Raw genomic sequence first — 22,452 nt, 5'->3', positions numbered from 1 at the left:
ACGGGCCCGAGTTGGCGCTCGCGCCCCAGCCCCTTTCCTCGCTACCCTCTTCGTAGCCGAATGACCTTCGGCTATCAGACCTAAGAGCCGGTCAGTTCACTCACCTTGGCGGCAAGGTCCGCGATATAGCGTTCAGCGGATAGCTCGGCGCCGGTAGCGGCATGCAGTAATTCACCAGGGCTCTTTGTTCGGCCGAATTGATGGATTTTTTGGTTCAACCATATCTTCAGTGGCATGTAATCGCCGGTGGAAAGGCCTTTTTCAACCTCTGGATCCTTTCGAGCCGCCGCGAAAAACTGTGATGAGGCAATGTTGCCGATGGTGTAGGTTGGAAACGACCCGACCATCCCTGAAGACCAATGCACGTCTTGCAGAACGCCGCGCGTATCATCCGGCACCTCAAGGTCAAGATACTGCTTCATCTTTGAACGCCAGATATCCGGCAAATCACGAACCTGGATCGTCTGGTTCATCAGTCCGGCCTCGATTTCGGATCGAAGCATGATATGGAAATCATAGGTCAATTCATCTGCTTCGACACGAATAAGACTGGGCCTTGCGGCATTGATCGCCCGCCAGAAATCTTGAGCCGATACATCAGCGAGTTGTTCGGGAAAGGTAGCTTTAAGTTCAGGAAAATGTAGCTCCCAGAACCGTTTGGACCGGCCAACCCGGTTTTCAATCAACCGGGATTGCGATTCATGCATGCCGAAGCTGGCGCCGCCCACTGCGTAGAGGTTAACGAGATCCGTTGCAAAAATGGACCGGGAAAGATCTTTAGAGATACCCTGCTCGTAGAGGCCATGGCCTACTTCGTGCCAAACGGCAAAAAGTCCTCCTGGAAGCCAAGTATCGCGAAAACGTCCCGTGATGCGTACATCGGAACGGGTGAATGAAATCTCGAATGGGTGGGCAGTATCGTCAAGGCGACCGCGGTCGAAGTCATAACCCAACCGCTTTGCCATGGAGACTGAGAATGCCTTCTGCTTTTCTATGGGATAGGGGCGTTCTAAAATCTCATGGCGAACATGTGCGTGTCGAGCTTGTGCAAGCAGCGGGATCAAGGCGCGTTGCAGGTCGCCATAGATGGTTTGGAGCTGAGACCAGCGCATACCCGGCTCGTAGGTGTCGACAAGCGCGTCATACGGGTGTTCTTCGTAACCGATCGCGTCGGCGATCTCTCGCTGGATCTCTATTGTGCGCTCCAACATCGGCGCGAAACTGTCGAAATCGTTGGAAGCTCGCGCCTTTGTCCAAGCGCTCTGCGCCCGGGTTTTCAGCGCGGCGGCTTCGGTTACGAGACGGCGCGGAATTCGCGAAAGGATGGAAATTGACGTTGAAGCCTTCTCGATCGCCTGGAGACGGACATCGGTCGGGGAAGCGTCGTTTAGCTCAGCTCGCGCGTCCTCGATGGCTTTCTGCATAGGATCGCTTGTCGCGAGATCGCGGGCAAGGCCGACAAGCGTTGCAATCTGCAATCCGCGCGCCTCAACCCCACCCGGCGGCATCATCGTGCGTGCGTCCCACGTCATGAGATTGACTGCACACAGGATATCGTTGACCTTGGCGAACTCAGCCTCGAAGACTGCAAAACTCATTATAAAGGCCTTTCATGCGTGACCGGCTGATCTTCAGCGCCAAAGCTCGTAAGATGACATGCGGCAAACTGCGCATTGCCGCGCGGCGTCAGCAGTGGCCGCTCGGTCCGACAGCGGTCGAAAACATAGGGACAGCGACCAGCGAATGGACAACCTGGCGGAAGGTCCACGGGACTTGGAAGCTCACCTCGAGTTGCGACATTTCTGTTGCGATACGCGGGATCGAGCTCTGGCGCTGCGTCAAGCAGTGCTTTAGAATAGGGATGTCGCGGTGAGGTGAACAAGGCCTCAGACGGACTGATTTCCATCACTTGGCCAAGATACATCACAGCGACACGATGAGAGATATGCCGAACAAGTCTGAGGTCATGGGCGACGAAAACAACCGTGAGCCTGAGCTGTTCCTGCAATTGAAGCAGCAGGTTGACGACCTGAGCTTGAACCGAAACGTCAAGTGCTGAAACCAGTTCGTCGGCCACGATGACGTCTGGCTCGACGGCAAGCGCACGAGCGATGCCGATGCGCTGTCGCTGTCCTCCGGAAAACTCGTGTGGATACCGTGCAGCTGCGTCTCCAGGCAATCGCACCAGCTCTAGCAGCTCTGTAATCCGCGCGGCGATCTGTTCCTTGGGACGCATCTTGTGCACGGAAAGTGCTTCACCAATGATTTGACTGACCGTCATGCGTGGATTGAGCGAGCTGTAGGGGTCTTGGAAAATCATCTGGACGCGACGATTGAAACCACGACGTTCAGATGACTTAAGCTCTGCAATATCACGCCCCTCAAAGCGAACTGCACCTCCATCGGGATCGAGAAGCCGAACCATGCACCTTGCAAGGGTCGATTTTCCGCAGCCCGATTCACCCACGATACCGAGTGTTTCACCGCGATAGACTTGCAGATTGACGTCGTTCAGGGCGTGAACCGCGAGAGGTGGCTTGCCTGACAGCCGTCGGGCGAGTGAATGCGGAAATGCAAACCGCTTTGTTACGCCGTCGACCGAAATGATGGGGATCTGCGGGCTCATAACACCGTCTCCAAGGCGGCCACCTGTTCGTGATGGAAGCAGGCTGCTCGTCGACCACGAGCGACTTCTTCCAGAGGTGGTCGTCTGCTTCGGCAAATGTCGGTCGCGTAGCTGCAGCGTGGATGAAATGCACAACCCTCCGGCAACGCGGTAAGGCTTGGCGGCGTGCCGTCGATCGAGGCAAGCATCGTACGCACAGCGCGGCCATGCGGAACCGACCCAAGAAGTCCGCGGGTATAGGGGTGATGCGGCTTGCCAAAAACGTCGATGACCCCGCCTGTCTCCACGATACGGCCAGCATACATCACGGCCATTCGGTCGCATGTTCCCGCCACGACGCCGAGGTCGTGCGTAACCAGGATCATGCTCATGGCGAGGCGATCGCGCAGCTCAAGCAATAGTTTGAGGATCTGGTCCTGAATCGTCACATCGAGGGCAGTGGTTGGCTCGTCGGCCAGTAAGAGCTTCGGGGAGCAAGCAAGCGCGATGGCGATCATTGCGCGTTGCCGCATTCCCCCCGAAAATTGGTGTGGATACTCATGAAGCCGCCGCTTTGCATCGGGAATACCGACAAGCGTCAAAAGTTCGAGTGCGCGTTCGCGGCGCTCGCGTCGGGTCATGGTTGTATGAGATACGAGGCTCTCTTCGATCTGCAAGCCGATCGGCAGGACAGGATTAAGTGCTGTCATCGGCTCTTGAAAAATCATGGCAATCTCGTTGCCGCGCAAAGATCGAAGTTCTTCGTCCCCCATCGCCACGAGGTTCCTGCCGCCCCATTCAACACGGCCGGTCACTTTACCTGGTTCGCGGATCAGTCGCATGATCGAGCGCAGCGTTACGCTCTTTCCCGAGCCCGATTCACCAACGAGGCCGACGACCTCGCCGGGCGCCACATCTATGTCAACATCTGCTGCAGCGACCGCTACGCCGCGGCCTGTATCGAATGTGGTGGTCAGGCCCCGCACAGTCAGGTCCGCGGAGTTCAATGGTGCTAGCGTCATCGGCGCACCCTCAAGAGTTCGGCTATTCCGTCGCCAGCTAAGCTGAAGCCCAATCCTGTCAGTACGATTGAGATGCCGGGAAATACGGAAATCCACCAAGCGGTCGTCATATAATTTTTGCCGTCCGCGATCTGGACCCCCCATTCGGCAGCGGGCGGCTGAGCACCCAGACCGAGATAGCCGAGACTGGATCCAAGCAAGATCGCGAGCGCCATATCAGTCATCCAGTAGATGATAGCTGGGGTGATTGCATTCGGCAGAAGGTGCCTAAAGATGATACGCAAGGGCGTGTAGCCCATGACGCGGCCCGCATCGGCATAGTCGAGGCGCTTTTGTACTTTGACCTCGGCAGCAACGAGCCGCGCATAGAATACCCAGCCGACCACGCCGATGGCGACATACATATTGCCGAGGCCGGGACCGAGAACCGAGACAACGGCAATGACAAGCACCAGAAACGGAAAGGTCAGCACCGCATCGACCAATCGACCAAAAATTGTTTCGGTCACGCCGCCGACATAGCCAACGAAGGCCCCGACCAAGGACCCAAAGATGAAGGGTCCGGTCGTTGCAAAGACTGCAATCTGCATGTCGATCGTATACGCATGGATGACCCGTGAAAGGACATCTCGGCCGAAGCTGTCGGTTCCGAAGAGATGCTGCCAACTTGGCCCTTTCAGGAGGGCGTTATAGTCGAAGGCAATTGGATCGTAAGGCGCGAAGAAAGAGGGGAAGAAGGCAAGTAGCAAGCTTGCGATAAGGATCAAACCGCCAGCCACGAGCGTTTTCGGCAATTTGCGCTTGAACAGTGATGTCCTGTTTGATGTCTGTATCGCCAAGCTCATCGCGCGATCCTTGGATCGAGCCAGGCCTGAACAATGTCGGTTATCAAAAAGGTCAGTGACACCAAAATAGCAAGGGCGATGGTCAGACCCTGCAACACGGGATAGTCACGGCCGTAAATGCTGTCGATCATGAGCCGGCCGGCGCCCGGAACAGCAAAGACGGTTTCGGTGATGACGCCGCCACCAAGAAGCGAGCCGATCTGGAGACCAAATAGCGTTATGGTCGAGATCAGTGCGTTGCGAAGCACATGTCTGATGAGGATCAATCTGGCGCGCAGACCTTTCGATCGTGCAAAATCCACGTATTCTGCATTGATCACGCCAATGATCGCGGCGCGCAGATTGCGCATAAGGACCGCAGCAAAGCTGAGCGCGAGGGTGAAGGCTGGGAGGAGAAGATGGTAGAATTTACTCCCCAGCGTGTCTCCGTAGCCGCCAACCGGAAACCATTTCAAATTCGCTGCAAAGAGTGTGAGCAGCAAAATGCCGATGTAGAAGACAGGCATCGACAGTCCCACCTGAAAGGTTCCGCGGATCACGGTGTCGATTGCCTTCTCACGCCGAAGGGCTGCGAGAAAAGCGAGGGGAACGGCCAAAAGAAGTGCAATGACGGCCGCCATGCCGATCAGTGTTAAAGTGACAGGCAACCTTTGAAAGATGAGCGTGATGACCGGGGTCTTGAGGCTGATGGAATTGCCGAAATCGCCTGTAAAAACCCGTTCCACGAAATAGAAGAATTGTACGATAAGGGGCTGATCGATGCCAAGGCTGGCATTGATGCGGGCCACATCGGCATCGCGCGCCCGGTCGCCCAACATGGCGCTGGCCGGGTCACCAGGAAGCAGGCGTATCAGTACGAAAGTCACGATCAAGATGAAGACCAAGGTCGGTATCATCTGAAGAAGGCGACGGGCAATAAAGCTGTAAAGAGGCAAGACGCCACTCCCGAGATCCCGCGAAGATGATGGTGGGACGCAAGCGATAGGATGCTTGCGTCCCCGCTTGCGTTACTTGTCGAGCCAGGTCTTCGTGAAGATGTTGTTTCCAAGCGGGATCTGGAGGAAGCCATGGACCTTCTTGCTCAGAGCCACCGGATACGGCGTTTCGTAGAGCGGAACGATCGGGCCGCTTGCATTGTAGATCTCTTGGATGCGGGCATATTGGCTGGCTCGCTTCGCTGTATCGATCTCTTTCTGAGAGGCTTCGAAAAGCTTGTCAGCCTCCTCGTTCTTCCAGCCAGTGTGGAGCGCGTCAATGTTGGGAGAATAGACGAAGTAAGAAGTAATTTCGTTGGGATCGGCAATGTCGTCCGTCCATGCGGCAAGGCGCATCGCGAAGGTGCCAGCGCGATACTGGGCCGTGCGGCTTGGATTGTCGACCTGCTGAAGATCAACCTTAATGCCAATCTGGCTCCACATTTGCTGCAGGGCGGTTGCGATGCCGATTTCGTCCTGATTGCCCGCAAGGACAAGAAGACTCGTGGAGAACCCATTTGCGAAACCGGCCTCCTTCATGAGGCTCTTGGCCTTCTCAAGATCATAGGGAAAGAGCGGCTTGTCGCCCGTATGCAGAGGGGTCGCAGAAGACATGTAAGATGTCATGGGCTTGCCGACACCGTGCGTCACGATCTGAATGATGGCATCTTTGTTGACTGCATCATTCATGGCTTCGCGCACTTTGGCGTTTGACAGCGGGTTGTCTTTCCCGTCCAGCTGAGGCCGCACATTGAGCGTGACATACTCGACGCGCGTCGAGGGATAGAGCTCCATGTTTAGATTGCCGGCGGACTTCAACTCGTCGACACGCGAATAGGGAATGAATTCGGCGCCATCCAATTCGCCCGAATTGAGTTTCAAGATACGAGTCGCGTCGTCAGGGATGACCTCAAAATTGATCCCATCCAAGTACGGCAAAGGTTTGCCGTCCTCGCCTTTGGCCCAGTAATAAGGATTGCGCACAAGCTTCATGGTAGACCCACGATCCCAAGACTGCAGCATGAAGGGGCCGGATCCGATGGGATGCTCGGCAAAAGTCTTGGCCTTGTCCGCTTCCGTCGCGCCCCCTGAGGCTTCGAATGCCTTTTGGGGCATGACCCCGGTATTAAAGACGGTCAATGCTGTCAGGATTGCCGGATCTGGATGCTTCAGTTTGACAATGACGGTTTTGTCGCCGTCAGTTGTCACGTCGCCAATGGAGGCGACAATAAATGTCCACTCGCCATTATTGGGTGTTGCCGCCCGCTTCAGCGACCAGGCAACATCCGCCGGTGTGATTGGCGTGCCGTCAGAAAATTTAATGCCATCCCGCAGCGTTAATGTGACGCTCAAGCCGTCATCGGCAAGTTTCCATGCGGTAGCCAAGCCTGGTTGAACGCCCTTGCCATCATCCGTTGGAAGGAGCAGTGTGTCGTAAAGGTTCGAAAGAACCCAGATGTCGACATTGGCGTCGTTGAGGACCGGTTCAAGAAAAAGGCTGTCCGCATACCGACCGTAGTTTAAAGTTCCTCCCCGTTCGACAGCGAAGGCCGCTGTATGTGTTCCGGCGAGAAGCGCGGCAACGAGGGCCGCCCTAGTGATGATTTTCATCGCGTTCCCCTTGTGATCAACATCCAAGTGTTCTTGTTGAATATAACGATTTCACGCGATTACTGCTGAGTCAATGGGCTATTTCCGGCTTGTATTGACAGCGCACTATCGAGCGGGCAGGATAATTGTTATAGTCGGTTATTACAGATAGATTGTTCCTTGACATGGAGTTCTTCATTGATCGGGAGCTGCCAGTGCCGCTCCGCACCCAGCTCCATGGCCTGATAGAATATGGAATTGCCTGTGGGGAACTTGCCCCCGGCGAGGCCCTTCCGTCTGTGCGAGACCTCGCCGAGAAGATCGGCGTGGCGCCTATGACGGTGAGTCAGGTCTATGCTGACCTTAAGTCAGCCGGACTGATCGACACCCGCCCTGGAGCAGGGACGTTCGTCAGCGAGAGCTGGCAGGCAAGGCAGGTCGGACGTAACGATGCAACGAAGCTTCATCGTCTGATCGACGGCTTGATCGATGAAAGCCAAGCACTCGGCATTCGCGCTACCGAGCTCGTTTCGATGGTGAGTTCGCGTATCTTCTATCGCGATAGTGTGGGATCTCGGACGCGCATCGTCATGGTCGGGCTGTTTCCCGAGCCCACCGCAAGCTACGCACGGTTCATTGCCGCGAGATTGGGTCGCGGTGTTACGGTCGAGCCGGTGACGATTTCCGCTATAGAACGGGACGGAAACGCCAGATCGCGCGCAAATTCTGCGGACTTGGCTGTCACTTTTGCCAATAGGCACCGTGAAGTCGCTGGCTTGCTGGCGAACACGCGCGTCGTATCAATCAGCTTCACGCCGGCGGAAGAGACGCGCATGGCCCTTGCATCTTTGGATTCGCTGGTTTCTGTGCTCGCAGTCACCCGGTTTCCCGACTTCCTGCCAATCATGAAAAGCGGCTTACAGCGCTTTGCCCCGCATGTACGCGAGATCGCAGCCGCAACACTGGAGACAGAGGACCTCGATCACTTGCTGTCGGCCGCCGACGTAGTGGTTTACGCATCCGGTGCCGAAAGCATCATTGAGCGCATCTCCGCCGGTGTCCCGACCATCGAATATCGGCATGCACCCGACACGGCCGACATAGAGCGTATCGTGGTGCCCTTCATTGCCAAGGGTGAAAGCCCACCCGTTTTCAAGGAATTGACCAAGCTCAGCGAGGAAAGCTCATGAAAGTCTGCGATAGGAACTGGCAGCAGGTTGAAGCATATCTCAAGACGGACGATCGGGCGATCCTTCCTCTCGGCAGCACGGAGCAGCATGCACAGCTTTCGCTCTCGGTGGATACGATTCTCTCAGAAAAGATCTCCGTCGATGCTGCCGAGCCTCTGGGCATCCCGGTCTTTCCGGCGGTACCCTATGGGATCACACCTTATTTTCTTTCCTATCCTGGGACCATCAGTCTTCGACAAGAGACCTATATTCGCCTTGTCAGGGACATTCTCGACGGGCTTCGCCATCAAGGCTTCCGACGTATTTTGATCGTGAACGGCCATGGCGGTAATCAGCCCGCAGGCAGCCTGGCGATCGAATGGATGGCCGACAATCCCGATACCTCCGTCAAGTTCCACAATTGGTGGAATGCCCCATTGACCTTGGCGAAGGTTCAGGAAATCGATCCAGTCGCTTCGCACGCGTCCTGGATGGAAAACTTCCCCTGGACCCGGCTCGCCGATGTGGTTTTGCCAACGCAGCAAAAGCCAATGGTTGATCTTGCCTATATGCGTGCCTTGAGCCCGGATAAGGTCAAGGCATTGCTCGGCGATGGTAATTTTGGTGGCTATTACCAGCGGTCGGACGAGGAGATGCAGGCGATCTGGGATGTCGCTGTCGAAGAAACTCGGGCGCTTCTCGAAGGAGGATGGGCATGAGCGGACCGATCGTCATCTGGGGTGCCGGGGCGATAGGGGGCACGCTCGGTGCTTCTTTCATCCGCGCCGGTGAAGAGGTCATCTTCGTCGACAATGCCGAGGATCATGTCGCTGCCATTAACGAGAAGGGCCTGACGATTGAAGGGCCGATTTTTCAAGATACTGTCCATGCCAAGGCGTATCGTCCCGAAGATCTCGACGGGACTTTCGAGCGGATCTATCTTTGCGTCAAGGCACACCATACCGCAGCCGCGAGCCACGCGCTGGTCGCTCATCTTGCATCCGATGGATATGTGGTTTCGGCACAAAATGGTCTCAACGAAATGACCATTGCACAGATCGTAGGGCAGGACCGAGTGATCGGTTGCTTCGTCAATTTTGGTGCAGATTACCTCTCGCCTGGCGTGGTCCATTACAGCGGCAAGGGCGCTGTGGTCATCGGTGAGCTTGATGGCCGCGAAACCGAGCGAGTCTTGGCAATCTATAGGCTGCTGCAGGGCTTTGAGCCAAGAGCGATCCTGACCGACAATATATGGGGCTATCTCTGGGGCAAGCTCATCTACGGCACGCTTCTTTTCGCTACTGCACTGACAGATGACAGCATTGCCGATGTTCTTGCCAATCAGAAATACCGGCCTGTTTTGACACGTTTGGCGCTTGAAGTCGGTCAGGTTGCGAGCGCCAACAAGATCCAACCACAGGCATTCGACGGTTTCGACCCTACCGCTTTTTCTCCACACGCCAGCGCAGAAGAAACGACGCGCTCCTTCGATGACATGGTCGCCCATAATCGCAGGTCGCTGAAATCGCATTCGGGCATCTGGCGCGATCTGGCAATCCGTAAAAGGAAAACCGAGGTCGACGCGCAGGTCCTTCCCGTCGTGGAGATCGGCCGGTCGCTTGGAGTTGCGACCCCGCTGGCCGCGCGCGTCGTCGCGATGATCCATGAAATTGAGGATGGCAACCGCGCGCTTGATATCACCAACCTCGATGCGCTCGAAGAGGCTGCAGCATGAACATCGATTTTGCCGGGAAGACCGTGATCGTCACGGGTGCGGCTCATGGCTTTGGCAGGTCGATCGCCAGCGGATTTGCCCAAAGAGGCGCTGCGGTACACCTATGCGACGTCAACGAGGCAGGGCTCAAGGAAACGGCGGTTTTGTGCGGTTCAAGGGCATATAGTCATGTCCTCGATGTCGGGAATCGTGCCGCAGTGCGAGCTGCTGTTTCCGCGATCGAGGCTGAGGGATTTGCGATCGACATCCTGGTCAATAACGCAGGTGGCGTTCGAGGCCAGGTAGGTCGCCCTATCGAGGAGATCAGCGAAGAGGATTGGCAAACCATCTTTGACGTCAACCTCTCCGGTGCCTTCTTCATGGCGCAGGCTGTAGCACCTGGGATGAAACTGCGGAAATACGGCCGTATCATCAATATTTCGAGCGGAGCAGGACTCGGCATCTCGCTGACCGGTATTCAGGCCTATGCCAGCGCCAAGGCAGGCCAGATCGGCCTGACGCGACAACTGGCACACGAACTTGGCGCCTTCAATATCACCGTCAACAATGTCGCGCCCGGATTCGTAAGGTCCAACCCCACCACGGAGCGCCAATGGGAGGCGATGGGCGAGGAGGGGCAAGCGAGGTTATTACAAAACATTGCCTTGAAACACCTCGGTACACCGGATGACATTGCTGCGATGGTCATGTTCTTTGCTTCCGACTACGCAGCATGGATTTCCGGACAGGTCATCAGCGTGGATGGCGGCAAATGAGCAGCGTCGAGACTTACCTCAATGATCATTACTCTGATGCGCTGGACGATCTGAAGGCCTTCTGCCGCATACCAAGTGTCAGCACCGACCCAGCCTATGCACACGGTATTGTCGCGGCTGCCTCTTTCGTCGCAGCGCGACTGAAAAAGGCAGGTTTCCTGGAGGTACAACTTCTGGAAACAGGCGGCCATCCGGCCGTCTACGGAGAGTTGGTTGCCAATCCAAACCTGCCCACCTACTTGGTCTATGGGCACTATGATGTGCAACCACCGGATCCGTTGGAGAAATGGAAAACGCCGCCATTCGAACCTGATGAACGCGATGGGCGTCTTTATGCACGCGGCGTTTCAGACGACAAGGGACCACTTCTCATTCCCATACTGGTCGCGGAAGCATTCCTGCGTGTCGAAGGTCGGCTTCCAATCAATCTCAAGATCTTGATCGAGGGTGAGGAGGAATCTGGTAGTCTGCATTTCGAAGCGACGCTGGCAAAGTATCGTGATCGACTTGCATGTGACTTGGTTATCTCTGCCGATGGCGCCATGTGGCGGCCTGACTTGCCGTCCATGACCGTTGCAAGTCGTGGAATGCTTGCCTTGGAGCTTGAAATCGTTGGGGCATCAAAGGATTTACACTCGGGTCGTCACGGCGGCAGCGCTCCAAATCCCATCCAGGCGCTCATGCGCCTGCTGGCCTCTGTTCACGACAAAAATGGACGCGTGGTTATCGAAGGCTTCGGGGATGGGATAAGCGTACCTGATCCTGCAATCCTGATTGCTATAAAGTCAGCGCAATTCGATGCCGCTGCCTATTACCAGGAAATCGGGGTCGAAGGAGAGCCACCGATCGCTGATGGGGTTGAGCTCCTTACGCGACAATGGATGGAGCCAACCTTCGAGATCAATGGGATATCAGGAGGCTACCAGGGGAAAGGGACAAAGACAGTTATCCCGTCGTCAGCCAGCGCGAAAATCACTTGCCGACTGGTCGCCGGGCAAAAACCGGATCAGGTTGCTATGGCGATCGAGCGCCATCTGCGCAAGGAGCTTCCGAAAGGCTATTCGCTTCAAGTTCACCGGCATGGACCTGGTAGCGAAGCATTTTTTGTTGACCCGCAACTGCCTGCATTGGCTGCTGCGGAGACTGTCCTATCGGAACTGCTTGGACGACCGCCACTTCGCGTTGCCATGGGGGCGACGATCCCGATTGGTGCGGCGTTCAAAAAGCATCTGGGGTGTGAGGCCTTCTTCTTTTCCTTCTCTACCTCGGATGAGGACTATCACGCACCAAACGAATTTTTCCGGCTTTCTAATTTCAAGATCGGAATGATCGCCTGGTCACGACTTTTGACTGCATTAGGCCAGTCTGACTGATCCCGGTATTTAGGAGCCTGCACTTCGGTCGGCGTCAACCTGTCCGCCTTCTCTCAGGTCTTGCACAAACGGCCCGTCGAGGAAGCGTTTGGTCGGATGATGCGGGGAAGCTCTTGAGCCTCTCGAGAACGAACCTTACCCGTATGATTGAACACTTGTTTGCGGTTGACGCATGTCGCGCTCGGATGGATTCATGAGCGCGCGATATGCATCAGAACTATAATTTACAGCGACGTTAGCGCGTTTAATAGAACGCGTCGCGCTATAGACCTCTCTTGAACCTTGGTTGATCCCAGCTCTCATCGCATTTTCGTAGACGGCAATTTCCTGAATTTCTCCTTGCGGCCTGCACAGTTTTTGCAAACGCAAACCTGATGTTTGCCTCATGAGCAAACCTAATTCAGCGCCCAACATCGCCGCACCCAAGCTTCCATCGCGCCTTCTCAAAGAAGGCTGGTGGTTGGACGAGCCTGCTGCCTCATCATCAGGGGTATGTCAGCAGGATCTTTGCACTGCGCTCGATGATCGGCCCAAGTGGAGATCCCGAATTGCAAGTGACGCAACTATCTAACGCAAGCACCACAGGATTGGTGTCAAAGTCCCGCCTTATCTTTCTATGCCTTCTTATCGCTCTATCGGATTTCTTGATCTTCAAAGAAACGCTTGGGCTCAATCTGTTTCTTTTTGCGGCCGCACTGACGCTCGCTGTAATCATGCTGTCGAAAAGGAAGTGGAGTATCACGGCAAAATGCCTGCTCATCGGTGTTTCGGCTTTCGGCAATCTACCTCTTCTGGAGGCAGTCTCGCCGATGAGCGTATCTATTGGCCTTTCTTCGGTGATGTGCGTTGCCTTAGCCTGCGCAGGCTTGATGCCGCGTCGGTTGATGCACCTACACGTTGTGTTGCTGCGTTTTGCGCTTGTGCTACCGGTTCCTTTCGCCAAAGCGATCCATCGTCATGCTTTATCGCCGCGAGATGGCTCGTTCTTACGGCTGATGACGCAGAGCCTCGTGCTCTGGCTCCTGCCACTTGCGCTCGCATCGGTTTTCCTGCTCCTCTTTGCAATGGCCAATCCGTTGATCGAGCACGTTATCCGCGAGATCGATTTAGCGCTTGTATGGGAGTTCTTCGATCTGTGGCGTGTCGGCTTATGGCTGGTTGTGGCAGTCTTGGGTTGGGCGATGTTTCGGCCATGCCTCCTGCGTCGTGCTCACCTAAGGCGGTTTGCAAATGAAAAGACGCATGAAGCTGGAAAGCCGCTGCTGACATATGCACTGCTTCTCCGCTCTCTCCTCGTGTTCAACGCTCTATTCGCCGTGCAATCCATCCTTGATGTGGTCTATCTATGGGGTGGAGCGGCGCTGCCCGATGATCTCAGTTATGCGGAATACGCGCATCGAGGAGCCTATCCCCTTATTGTCACAGCGCTGTTAGCGGCAGCTTTTGTGTTGTTGACGATGCGTCAAGACGGTCCAGGGAACCAGAGCCGGCTTCTGCGGGGACTGGTCTTTGCATGGATCGCGCAGAACATCCTTTTATGTCTTTCGTCCCTGTTGCGTCTGGAACTCTATGTTGAGACCTATTCATTGACCGAGATGCGCGTTGCCGCTGCCGTTTGGATGGTGCTTATCGCCCTCGGTTTGGCGCTTATCCTGCTGCGCATTATTTTTCGCTACAGCAACGAGTGGCTCGTTGCGGTCAATATCGCAGCCCTGGCGAGCGTGCTTTATCTTTGCACTGTCGCCGATATCCCGGCTTTTATCGCGCGTTTCAATGTCATTCACTGCCGTGAGATCGATTCAAATGGAACCAGTCTTGATTTTGATTACCTCGCGTCCTTGGGACCATCCTCCATTCCGGCGATCGATCTATTTATTGAGAAGGTAACGTCCACAAATCCGCCGTCTGAACATCTCGGCGGCTTTGCCGCGAAAGCGGAGAGGAATTTGCTCATCAAGAGACTAAACACACGATCCAGAGACTGGCGCGGCTGGACATACCGTATATCTAGGCTCGAGAGCTATCTCCAAGCAGCTGAACCCATTGCAATGCCGCAAGAAAAGGGCAAAAGCGGGAATGGTCCATTTTAACAAGGCAGATGATGGCGTACAAAATTTTGGTCGTCGATGACGAGCCACACATTCGCGATGTGATCTGCTTTGCACTGGAGCGCGAGGGCATGGCGACATCAACTGCAAGCAATGGGGCTGCGGCCGTCATGAATTTCCGCCCCGGAAATGTTGATCTCATCATACTCGATATCGGGATGCCTGAGATGGACGGCCTGGAGGTCTGCCGTCGAATCCGAAAAATTTCGCCTTGCCCGATCCTCTTCTTGTCAGCCAGGGATGAAGAGATCGACCGGATCGTCGGATTTGAGTTGGGCGGTGACGATTATGTCACCAAACCATTCAGTCCACGCGAACTTGTTGCGCGCGTGAAGGCGATTTTAAAACGCAGCACAAAAAGCACTTCGGACAGTTTCGAAACATCTTCGAGCCGCGATGTTTCGATTGGGCCAATCACGCTCAGTCGCTCGAGCAGGAGTGTGATGTTTGAAGATAACCCGGTTAATCTCACCGCATTGGAATTTTCCATTCTGGAGGCGCTCCTGTCTCGACCAGATATGGTCTTTGAACGCGGACAATTGATGCAAGCAGCCTATGGGCATAATGTCTACGTGGCTGATCGCACGATCGACAGCCATATCCGCAATATCAGAGCCAAGTTTGCCGAGGTAGGAGGACAGGCTGTCATTGCGACCGTCCATGGCGTCGGCTTCAAACTTGCGCGATCGGATGGGCGCTCACCATGACGCCCCCGCCGCGCGTGATTTCAAAGTGGCGTCCGCCACTTGCACTTATCATTTACACCGTCTTGCTAATTGTCATGCTCCTGCCGGTGATCATCATTGCTCTGTTTCGAGCCTATCGCGCAACCGCCAACAGTATGGCTTTTGCGGATTTGACAGCCTTATTAATCGCTTTGGCTTTGACGGTGATCGTGGCGTATGTCCTAACACGCACCATTACTTCCCCGATTAATTCGCTTGTTTCGCGGACGGATGCGATCGGCCGTTGCGGGAAATCTGAAATTCAGCCGCTGGACAGTTATGGAACACGGGAGATTGCAACGCTTTCGCAGAGTTTTCTTGACCTTGCGACAAAGCTTGTCGATCGAACGGAGTACGTTCACTCATTTGCCATGCATGTCTCGCACGAGCTCAAATCGCCGTTGACGGCGATACAAGGAGCGGCTGAGTTGCTCCGTGACGATGCTGTCGACGAGCCAATGTCTCAAGTCCAAAGGCAACGCTTTCTCGACAACATCATAGCCGACACGCGGCGCCTCGATCTGCTGTTATCGCGCTTGCGCGAGCTCTCAAGCGCGGATCTACTTGTTGTCGGTGGGCAAACAACCGTCGATGTCGTGCTATCCCAAATGCGTCAGCAGTTTCCAGCACTCGACATAACGAGTTGTGGCGCGACGTCGTCAAGCTGGGCCATTCCGATCGAAGCAATGACAATCATCATGTCCAATTTGGCTGAAAATGCTGTCCAGCATGGTGCCAATGCGTTGAGTGTTACCGTTTCCAGCAACGAGCAGATGATCAAGATGATCGTGCAGGACAATGGGCGAGGGATTGCACAATCCAATAAAGCCAACATCTTCCAACCCTTTTTCTCGACGCGCAAAGCAGAGGGCGGTACGGGGATGGGCCTCGCCATCGTTCGCTCGATGCTGCGAACTTTCAATGGCACGATTGAGCTTGCCGATACCATGAACGGTGCCGCTTTTGAAATCTCCGCTCCACTCGGGTCCCGGCTCTCTTAGAGAATGATGGGGTTGCTTTGCGCAGGTCGATCCGTGCCGACAGCAATCAGCGCGATCGGCAGATAAAGGGGAGGAAGGAGCTTGCTGTTCCAAAGTTCATCATCTCGATCGTCAGGTAGTTCGCGAGATTGATTTCCTGGCTGGTTTGCGGGCAGACGTCAGCGCCATTCGAGCACCCCGCAGCAATAAAGGCGCGGTTTCCTGCAATGAATGTCTCTGAGATGCCTTTGTGACCGACCTTATCCAGCATACTGCTAAACGTTCTGGCGTAATGGGCACATTTGGCTCTTGGCCAATCAATATGCTGACCTTTTGTGGCCGCATGCGCTTCCGTTATGTTCGCGAGCGTCAAGAGGGCAGAAGATAAAACAAAGCAAGCGAGCCTAGGACTGCTCATCAATGTCGACACTCCGTTCTAAGTCTATGTTAGCAATGGCAATGCGCGGCTTATCCTGATCCGTCTGCTCGCGATCCCTCAGATGCGCGCGGCGATGACCATGCGAGAGATGAACTGCTTGAGGATCTTAGGATCAAAATGGCCGGCCGACCTTTCCATAAGGTTGACGGCTTCGGCCTGCGACCAAGGAAGTTTATAAGAACGGGCGCTTGTCAAAGCCTCGTAAACGTCACAAACGGCGGCCATGCGCGCGTAGTAGGGTATCGCTTCACCACGAAGCCTTTCAGGGTAGCCAGTGCCATCGAATTTCTCATGATGATACAGACAGATGTCGAGAACGGTCTGATTGACGCCTTCGACTGTCGAAAGAAGCTTATAACCCTCTTGAGGATGCTTCCTCATGATCATGATTTCCTCGGGTGATAAGCGGCCCTTCTTGTTAAGGATGGTTAATGTGATAACCGTCTTGCCAATATCGTGCACAAGCCCAGCAAGGCCAAGCTCGCGAATTGTCTCTTCAGGAAGCTCAAGCGTTCTACCGAATGTCACCATTAATGCGCTCACACCAAGCGAGTGCAGGAAGGTTCCCTGATCATGCTGCTTCAGCTTAAGGAGATTGGTCAGTGCTCCGGCATTGTCTTTGGCAGCCACCATGATCGTGTCGACCGCATCTTGAGCATTCGCTAGTGGAAAAGCGCCGCTAAGAGAACTTGCCGCGAAAACTTCGCGGATCTGCGGGAGGGTCTTATCGACTGTCCTTTGTGCCTCCTCCAACTCCTCTCGTGAGAACTTCGCGATTAAGGAGGAGCGCAGGAGATTTAGAGACTGAGCAGCCTCTGAGCGTGACGTCGGTTCGACGTCAATGCCTTTTCGCAAGTTGATGACGGCGCTGATCACCTTACTGTTCAACAACCTTTCGAGATCGGCCTGTGATGAAACCAAAACTGACGTGAAGCCTGGCTTGCCGTTGGATTTCCCGCAATCTTCCAGCTCCTCCACATACATCCCAACACGCAGCTGGTTCAGGCGGATCCTCTTTCGCATCGGCTCCTCCATGCCGTTAAGAGAAGATTATGATTTCCTTGCAGGACAACGACGTCCCCTGTTTTCCTGCGTAGTATTGTCCTCCTCGCACCGCTCCACCGAGCGTCTTCCCTATTCAGCTGTAGTCATCGGTTTGGGCAATCTAGGGACCTGAAGATGGCATGGATTAGAGGTTGCGGGAAGAGGCGATAGCTTCTGTGGATCTCTCAGTAATCGGATGGCCGCATCGTGGTATATCCCAGCCTGATGCCGCTCCTGAAAACAATCACCTCATGCGCCCATATCCTGTACCTTGTTTTCAAAGTCTAACGCGGATCAGCATATGACCGCGTAAAGTTTTTTCCTATCTGCCAGGCTCCTGATCATTTCGACCAGAGCCTGGCGGAAAGGTGTCTTTGTCGAGTGGGAAAGTCTTAGAACTCTTCCCAGTTCTGGTCGCCTGCCGGGGCGGCCGGTGCTGCTGCAGCAGAGGCTGCTCCACCGCCACCGAAGGCGCCGGCAAGCTTGGAGCGCAGCGAGCGGGCCGGTGACGAGACCGGACGAGCCGTGGCCGGGGCCGCCTTGACGGGTGCCGCAGCGGCAGGACGGGAGGCCATGGGACGCGATGCCGTGGACGGGGCCGCACGCGGGGCTGACGGTGCCGAATAGGAGCTGCCGGAGGACATCGTGCGTGCTTCGTAGCCGCCGCTGCCAAGGTTGAACTGTGCAATCAGGTCGTTGAGCGAAGCAGCTTCCTTGGCAAGGCTGTGGCTGGCAGCCGTCGACTGCTCCACCATCGCCGCATTCTGCTGCGTGCCCTGGTCGATCGTGTTGACCGCCGTGTTGATCTCGGCAAGTCCCGTCGACTGTTCGCGCGCCGATTCAACGATCGCCCGAACGTTCTGGTCGATCTCCTCGACCTCCTTGACGATCTGCTGCAGAGACTGGCCGGTGCGGGCCACGATCTCGACGCCGCTCTTGACCTGTTCGCCAGAGGTCGAAATCAGCGCCTTGATTTCCTTGGCGGCCTGGGCAGAACGCTGCGCCAGTTCGCGCACTTCCTGCGCAACCACCGCAAAGCCCTTGCCGGCTTCCCCTGCACGGGCGGCCTCGACACCGGCATTCAGTGCCAGAAGGTTCGTCTGGAAGGCGATCTCGTCGATCACCCCGATGATGTTGGAGATCTCACTCGACGACTTCTCGATGCCTTCCATCGCAGCCACCGCTTCGCGCATCACCTCGCCGGACTTCTGCGCCCCCACCTTGGCACGGGCCACGAGCTGGCCGGCATCTTCGGCACGGCGTGTGGCATCCTTGACGGTCGTGGTGATCTCTTCCAGCGCGGCAGCGGTCTCTTCGACGGAGGCTGCCTGCTGTTCGGTGCGCTTGGACAGATCGTCGGCGGCAGCGCGGATCTCGTTGGCGCCGGAATCGATGCCGCGTGCATTCTCGCCCACGGCCCGCAGGGCCTGGTGCAGCTTGTCCATCGAGCTGTTGAAGTTCTGGCGCAGCGTATCGAGATGGGCAACGAAGGGCGTGTCGATCCGGTAGGTGACATTGCCGTTGGACAGCTCCGTCAGGCCCTTGGCAAGGCCATCGACGGCAAAGCGTGTTTCTTCCGCTTCGCGCGCCTTCTGCGCCTCGCGCTCCATGCGCTCTTTTTCCGACAGGCTGCGATTGGCTTCCGTCTCGCGCTCGAGGCGAACCCGCTCCACCGCATTGTCGCGGAAGACAGACAATGCCCTCGCAAGTTTGCCGATTTCGTTGTGACGGTCAATAAAGGGAATGTCCTTCGACACCTGACCCTCAGCAACTTCACCCATCGCATGGGTGATCGCGCTCAGTGGGCGCGAAATCGAACGTGTGCTGTAGAAGATACCAAGCATCACAACACAAGCTGAGAACAGCAGAACAAGTAATCCCTGATACCAAGCGAACGAGTATGTCGATTCGGCAGTGCTGACTGAACGATCGCTCCCATCGATGTTTATCTTCATGAGCTCGCTGATGAGAGGGTAGACCTTCTGCTTAGCCGTATTCGGCATGTCGCCAAGCATAATTTTCGCGGCGTCAGCGGCCTTATCGGCATCGATCAAGGCAACCATGCGTGTGCCGATCTGATCATAAGCTTCGACGGCCTGACGGATAAGGGTGATGAGCTCGGTCTCTCGCTCGGATGAACTGAGTGGGAGATAAGCTGTCAGGGCATCAGCGAGCTGCTGGTCAGCCGTCTTCAATGCACCTTTAAAAGCAGTGATCTGTTCAGGCGTCTTGGCCACGTTCAGCTGCAGGTAGGCCATTCGCTTGGCGTCCATGGCATTGCGAATGTCTGCAACGACCTTCACGCTGGGAAGCCAGTTTGTCCCAATGTCCATGCTTGCATCATGCAAGCGGCTAAGACTGTATAAACCGACTGAGGAATTGATCAGAAACAGAGATGAAAGAGTTAGAAGAAGTACGAGAAGGCCAGACCTAATTGAAATATTCATCAAATACACCCCAAAATTCCAGGGTATTCATCCCGTAAAATGATTAATTAATTTGAAAAACGAGGTAGCCTTCGCTGCAGAAGTTAAATAAATTGGCCGTCAAACTCCGTAAGGCAAGTAACTTATAAATCTGGCGCGTGAAAAGTGAACGCGTTATATCCGCTCATATGGCGAAATCATTCAACTATACATTGATAAAATTTCTGTATCTTGCACAATAAGCTGGAATATTATGATCGATATAGCTTTCGATCAGGTCCAGACCAACGATTGGGCCTGCTTGCGTTGCCTGTGTGAGAGAGTGGGAAGTTCAACCTAGAGAAGCCAATAATAATTGAATTGCTTGCGCCTGTTCTTACAGTCGGCGGGCCGTCCGACGCTTACCATCTGAAACTGCAGCGTAGCGGGCGATGGTTGTCATCGTCCTGGTAGCATGGAATATGACGGCATCAGTTTGCAACGAGATGGTGACTTGGAATGAAGGCAGCGCAGATTTCGGTGCTCGAGGCAATTTCCGATCCTGGAAACGCGGCCAAAGCGAATGAAGACTGTTTTGGATACAACGATGCCTGTGCTTTTGTCATAGACGGTGCAACTGGACTTGGCGATCGTCAGTACATCGATCCCGACGGCAGCGATGCGGCTTGGATTGCTTCTCGATTTGCAGAGGGTTTCCGACGTGAGATTTCCCGTGATAGCTCGATAGCTGACGTAGCACGTCGCATTTCTGAAGAAGCGCGCGCTGTCTTCATGGGCGCTCATCCGGATGTTCCTCGTTACGCATGGCCACTGTCTGCTTTTGCAATGGTCCACGCAACGCGTGATGGCATTAGTTTCTACGGCCTTGGTGATTCCTGCCTTTTCCTACTCCAGGACGACGGATCGTCCAGCTTGCACACTGCGTTGCCCTATGCCTTTGCCCGTGAGCAGGCTCAGGCCCAAAGCCATATCACGCGTACCGGCGGAATAACGAAAGGTGGTGGAGCGCTTGCCGATGAAGAGACATTGGCTGGGCTTAGGAAACATCGGGAGAGCCAGAATAAACCGGGCGGGGTTTGGTCCCTCGGTCTTGTGCCCGATGCCGCCGACCATCTCTTTCACGAGACGTTGCCGGTGACCCGTCAAGCGCACGCCATCGTTTGCAGCGATGGTTTGGCAGATCTCGTTGTCTTATATCATGCGTTTGATCCGGCAGGTTTAGTGCGCGCGGCTCGTGAGTGGGGTTTGCAACGCCTGATCGACCAACTTCGTCGCTTGGAGCGTGAAATCGATCCGGAAGGATTGCGCTATCCTCGATTCAAGCAAAGTGACGATACCACCGCAATCCTCTTGGAGCTTAACATTTAGGCGGAGGAAGGCGCTGCACGGGTGCATTTTCTATTTGCAGTCAGGGCCCTCATGATCTCAGAACATCATCTCTCTCTCCAGAGAAATGATACTCCGGATGCCCTCCAGACCATGTCGCCTCACGAGCCCGATGCCACGCGAACATTCCCACCATGACCTCCGCCACCGAAGAGCTGCTTCTTGCCGTAGGAGCTGCGGAGTTGATTGCGTGGCCCAGGAAGACCGATTTCAGGGAAAAGCAGTTCTGAAACGCGGTATGCTTCCTCAAGATGCGGATAGCCTGACGCAATCACCGTATCTATCCCTAGGTCCTGATATTCACGCAGCCGCTTGGCAATTGTTTGTGGAGAGCCGACAAGCGCTGTGCCGGCGCCGGACCGGACGAGACCGATACCAGCCCACAGGTTTGGCGATACCTCAAGCTTGTCGCGCCGGCCGCCGTGCAAAGCGACCATTCGCGCTTGACCTACTGAATCGGAGTTCTTGGCGAAGACCTGCTGAGCCGAGGCAATCGTCTCGTCCGACAACTTCGAGATCAATCGGTCCGCAGCCCCCCAAGCCTCGTCGTCCGTTTCGCGAACAATAAAATGCAGGCGAATTCCGAACGAGATGTCCCGACCATGCGCTGCGCCGGCCTTACGGACCTTCTCGATTTTCTCCGCGACTTGCGCAGGCGGTTCACCCCAGGTGAGATATTTGTCGATGATGCCGCCGCAGAAGTCGATAGCAGCATCGGAAGAGCCTCCAAAATAGATGGGTGGACGCGGGTCCTGGACGGGCGGCAACACCATTTCCGCGCCGTGAGCTTTAATGTATTTGCCGTCTAGATGCGCGCTCCCGGTTTCGATCAATTGGTTGAACACCTGGAAGAATTCATCGGCATGGGTATAGCGCTCGTCATGGGGTAGAAATATCCCATCTCCCGCCAGTTCCTGGGCGCTTCCGCCCACCACGATATTGAGCAACAGGCGACCGTTCGAAACACGATCCAGTGTCGAGGCCAAACGTGCATAGTAGGCCGGCGAGGCAACGCCAGGCCGGATGGCTACAAGGAACTTCAGCTGTTCTGTACGGGCAGCAAGGTCCGCTGCAAGAATGAAGGATTCTTCGCAAGCAGCTCCCGTGGGTATCAAGACACCCGAATAGCCAAGGCGGTCAACAGTCTGCGCGATCTCGCGAAAATAGCCGGGATCAGACGGACGGCTTAGATCGTCTGATCCAAGATAGGAGCCGTCGCCGGAGGAGGGGATGAACCATAAGAAATCGAGTGGCTTTTTCGTCTGCGTCATCTTTC

19 protein-coding genes are annotated in these 22,452 nt (G+C 55.3%); 9 read left to right on the top strand and 10 right to left on the bottom strand.

Annotated features, from left to right (window positions below; genetic code table 11):
- Window positions 1-80: 80 nt before the first annotated feature.
- The 6 genes from VQ830_RS12895 to VQ830_RS12870 all read right to left on the bottom strand — a co-directional run bounded on the left by VQ830_RS12895 (window position 81) and on the right by VQ830_RS12870 (window position 7,057).
- Window positions 81-1,598: a carboxypeptidase M32 gene (locus VQ830_RS12895; protein ID WP_337268520.1), complete on the bottom strand. Its 1,518-nt coding sequence runs from the start codon at window positions 1,596-1,598 to the stop codon at window positions 81-83.
- Window positions 1,598-2,626: an ABC transporter ATP-binding protein gene (locus tag VQ830_RS12890; RefSeq protein ID WP_337268519.1), complete on the bottom strand. Its 1,029-nt coding sequence runs from the start codon at window positions 2,624-2,626 to the stop codon at window positions 1,598-1,600. Before VQ830_RS12890 ends, VQ830_RS12895 begins: the two co-directional genes overlap by 1 nt.
- Window positions 2,623-3,627 carry an ABC transporter ATP-binding protein gene (locus VQ830_RS12885; protein WP_337268518.1) on the bottom strand — a complete coding sequence of 335 codons (1,005 nt, stop codon included), beginning with the start codon at window positions 3,625-3,627 and terminating at the stop codon, window positions 2,623-2,625. Before VQ830_RS12885 ends, VQ830_RS12890 begins: the two co-directional genes overlap by 4 nt.
- Window positions 3,624-4,472: an ABC transporter permease gene (locus tag VQ830_RS12880; protein WP_337268517.1), complete on the bottom strand. Its 849-nt coding sequence runs from the start codon at window positions 4,470-4,472 to the stop codon at window positions 3,624-3,626. Before VQ830_RS12880 ends, VQ830_RS12885 begins: the two co-directional genes overlap by 4 nt.
- Window positions 4,469-5,407, bottom strand: a complete 939-nt coding sequence (locus tag VQ830_RS12875) for an ABC transporter permease (protein WP_337268516.1) — start codon at window positions 5,405-5,407, stop codon at window positions 4,469-4,471. The genes VQ830_RS12880 and VQ830_RS12875 overlap by 4 nt, the downstream gene beginning before the upstream one ends.
- Window positions 5,408-5,479: 72 nt before the next feature.
- Complete coding sequence (locus VQ830_RS12870) at window positions 5,480-7,057, bottom strand: ABC transporter substrate-binding protein (RefSeq protein ID WP_337268515.1); 1,578 nt, start codon at window positions 7,055-7,057, stop codon at window positions 5,480-5,482.
- A 194-nt stretch (window positions 7,058-7,251) separates the two neighbouring features.
- Here VQ830_RS12870 and VQ830_RS12865 point away from each other — a divergent pair, with 194 nt between their 5' ends.
- From VQ830_RS12865 to VQ830_RS12830, 8 genes are all read left to right on the top strand, one after another.
- The gene (locus VQ830_RS12865) at window positions 7,252-8,226 is read left to right on the top strand and encodes a GntR family transcriptional regulator (protein WP_337268514.1); all 975 of its coding nucleotides are present in this window, start codon (window positions 7,252-7,254) and stop codon (window positions 8,224-8,226) included.
- Window positions 8,223-8,924, top strand: a complete 702-nt coding sequence (locus VQ830_RS12860; RefSeq protein WP_337268513.1) for a creatininase family protein — start codon at window positions 8,223-8,225, stop codon at window positions 8,922-8,924. Before VQ830_RS12865 ends, VQ830_RS12860 begins: the two co-directional genes overlap by 4 nt.
- On the top strand, window positions 8,921-9,940 hold the full coding sequence (locus VQ830_RS12855; RefSeq protein ID WP_337268512.1) for a ketopantoate reductase family protein: 1,020 nt from the start codon (window positions 8,921-8,923) through the stop codon (window positions 9,938-9,940). The genes VQ830_RS12860 and VQ830_RS12855 overlap by 4 nt, the downstream gene beginning before the upstream one ends.
- Window positions 9,937-10,695: an SDR family NAD(P)-dependent oxidoreductase gene (locus VQ830_RS12850; protein ID WP_337268511.1), complete on the top strand. Its 759-nt coding sequence runs from the start codon at window positions 9,937-9,939 to the stop codon at window positions 10,693-10,695. The genes VQ830_RS12855 and VQ830_RS12850 overlap by 4 nt, the downstream gene beginning before the upstream one ends.
- Window positions 10,692-12,068: a dipeptidase gene (locus VQ830_RS12845; protein ID WP_337268510.1), complete on the top strand. Its 1,377-nt coding sequence runs from the start codon at window positions 10,692-10,694 to the stop codon at window positions 12,066-12,068. Before VQ830_RS12850 ends, VQ830_RS12845 begins: the two co-directional genes overlap by 4 nt.
- Window positions 12,069-12,622: 554 nt before the next feature.
- A complete protein-coding gene (locus VQ830_RS12840; RefSeq protein WP_337268509.1) occupies window positions 12,623-14,158 on the top strand; it encodes a DUF4153 domain-containing protein in 1,536 nt (511 codons plus the stop codon).
- 11 nt (window positions 14,159-14,169) lie between these two features.
- Complete coding sequence (locus tag VQ830_RS12835; protein ID WP_337268508.1) at window positions 14,170-14,883, top strand: response regulator transcription factor; 714 nt, start codon at window positions 14,170-14,172, stop codon at window positions 14,881-14,883.
- Window positions 14,880-15,902, top strand: a complete 1,023-nt coding sequence (locus tag VQ830_RS12830) for a sensor histidine kinase (RefSeq protein ID WP_337268507.1) — start codon at window positions 14,880-14,882, stop codon at window positions 15,900-15,902. Before VQ830_RS12835 ends, VQ830_RS12830 begins: the two co-directional genes overlap by 4 nt.
- Window positions 15,903-15,948: 46 nt before the next feature.
- Here the strand turns inward: VQ830_RS12830 and VQ830_RS12825 are convergent, their stop codons facing one another.
- The 3 genes from VQ830_RS12825 to VQ830_RS12815 all read right to left on the bottom strand — a co-directional run bounded on the left by VQ830_RS12825 (window position 15,949) and on the right by VQ830_RS12815 (window position 19,811).
- A complete protein-coding gene (locus VQ830_RS12825) occupies window positions 15,949-16,152 on the bottom strand; it encodes a hypothetical protein (RefSeq protein WP_337268506.1) in 204 nt (67 codons plus the stop codon).
- A 225-nt stretch (window positions 16,153-16,377) separates the two neighbouring features.
- Complete coding sequence (locus VQ830_RS12820; RefSeq protein WP_337268505.1) at window positions 16,378-17,343, bottom strand: HD-GYP domain-containing protein; 966 nt, start codon at window positions 17,341-17,343, stop codon at window positions 16,378-16,380.
- Between the two features lie 413 nt (window positions 17,344-17,756).
- Window positions 17,757-19,811 carry a HAMP domain-containing methyl-accepting chemotaxis protein gene (locus VQ830_RS12815; RefSeq protein ID WP_337268504.1) on the bottom strand — a complete coding sequence of 685 codons (2,055 nt, stop codon included), beginning with the start codon at window positions 19,809-19,811 and terminating at the stop codon, window positions 17,757-17,759.
- Window positions 19,812-20,288: 477 nt separating this feature from the next.
- Here VQ830_RS12815 and VQ830_RS12810 point away from each other — a divergent pair, with 477 nt between their 5' ends.
- Entirely contained in the window at window positions 20,289-21,158 is an 870-nt protein-coding gene (locus VQ830_RS12810; RefSeq protein WP_337268503.1) for a hypothetical protein, read from the top strand.
- A gap of 119 nt (window positions 21,159-21,277) precedes the next feature.
- Here the strand turns inward: VQ830_RS12810 and ssuD are convergent, their stop codons facing one another.
- A complete protein-coding gene (gene ssuD, locus VQ830_RS12805) occupies window positions 21,278-22,447 on the bottom strand; it encodes an FMNH2-dependent alkanesulfonate monooxygenase (RefSeq protein WP_337268502.1) in 1,170 nt (389 codons plus the stop codon).
- Window positions 22,448-22,452: the final 5 nt, after the last annotated feature.

Source organism: Oryzifoliimicrobium ureilyticum (assembly GCF_037199735.1).
Lineage (GTDB): Bacteria > Pseudomonadota > Alphaproteobacteria > Rhizobiales > Rhizobiaceae > Rhizobium > Rhizobium ureilyticus.
Note: the sequence above shows the minus strand (reverse complement) of the source record. Positions and strands in the feature narration are given on the sequence as shown.

Coding starts and splice junctions, on each gene's coding strand:
- VQ830_RS12895 (WP_337268520.1), bottom strand. CDS start 1,598: ATGAGTTTTGCAGTCTTCGAGGCTGAGTTCGCCAAGGTCAACGATATC.
- VQ830_RS12890 (WP_337268519.1), bottom strand. CDS start 2,626: ATGAGCCCGCAGATCCCCATCATTTCGGTCGACGGCGTAACAAAGCGG.
- VQ830_RS12885 (WP_337268518.1), bottom strand. CDS start 3,627: ATGACGCTAGCACCATTGAACTCCGCGGACCTGACTGTGCGGGGCCTG.
- VQ830_RS12880 (WP_337268517.1), bottom strand. CDS start 4,472: ATGAGCTTGGCGATACAGACATCAAACAGGACATCACTGTTCAAGCGC.
- VQ830_RS12870 (WP_337268515.1), bottom strand. CDS start 7,057: ATGAAAATCATCACTAGGGCGGCCCTCGTTGCCGCGCTTCTCGCCGGA.
- VQ830_RS12860 (WP_337268513.1), top strand. CDS start 8,223: ATGAAAGTCTGCGATAGGAACTGGCAGCAGGTTGAAGCATATCTCAAG.
- VQ830_RS12855 (WP_337268512.1), top strand. CDS start 8,921: ATGAGCGGACCGATCGTCATCTGGGGTGCCGGGGCGATAGGGGGCACG.
- VQ830_RS12850 (WP_337268511.1), top strand. CDS start 9,937: ATGAACATCGATTTTGCCGGGAAGACCGTGATCGTCACGGGTGCGGCT.
- VQ830_RS12845 (WP_337268510.1), top strand. CDS start 10,692: ATGAGCAGCGTCGAGACTTACCTCAATGATCATTACTCTGATGCGCTG.
- VQ830_RS12835 (WP_337268508.1), top strand. CDS start 14,170: ATGGCGTACAAAATTTTGGTCGTCGATGACGAGCCACACATTCGCGAT.
- VQ830_RS12830 (WP_337268507.1), top strand. CDS start 14,880: ATGACGCCCCCGCCGCGCGTGATTTCAAAGTGGCGTCCGCCACTTGCA.
- VQ830_RS12825 (WP_337268506.1), bottom strand. CDS start 16,152: ATGCTGGATAAGGTCGGTCACAAAGGCATCTCAGAGACATTCATTGCA.
- VQ830_RS12820 (WP_337268505.1), bottom strand. CDS start 17,343: ATGCGAAAGAGGATCCGCCTGAACCAGCTGCGTGTTGGGATGTATGTG.
- VQ830_RS12815 (WP_337268504.1), bottom strand. CDS start 19,811: ATGAATATTTCAATTAGGTCTGGCCTTCTCGTACTTCTTCTAACTCTT.
- VQ830_RS12810 (WP_337268503.1), top strand. CDS start 20,289: ATGAAGGCAGCGCAGATTTCGGTGCTCGAGGCAATTTCCGATCCTGGA.
- ssuD (WP_337268502.1), bottom strand. CDS start 22,447: ATGACGCAGACGAAAAAGCCACTCGATTTCTTATGGTTCATCCCCTCC.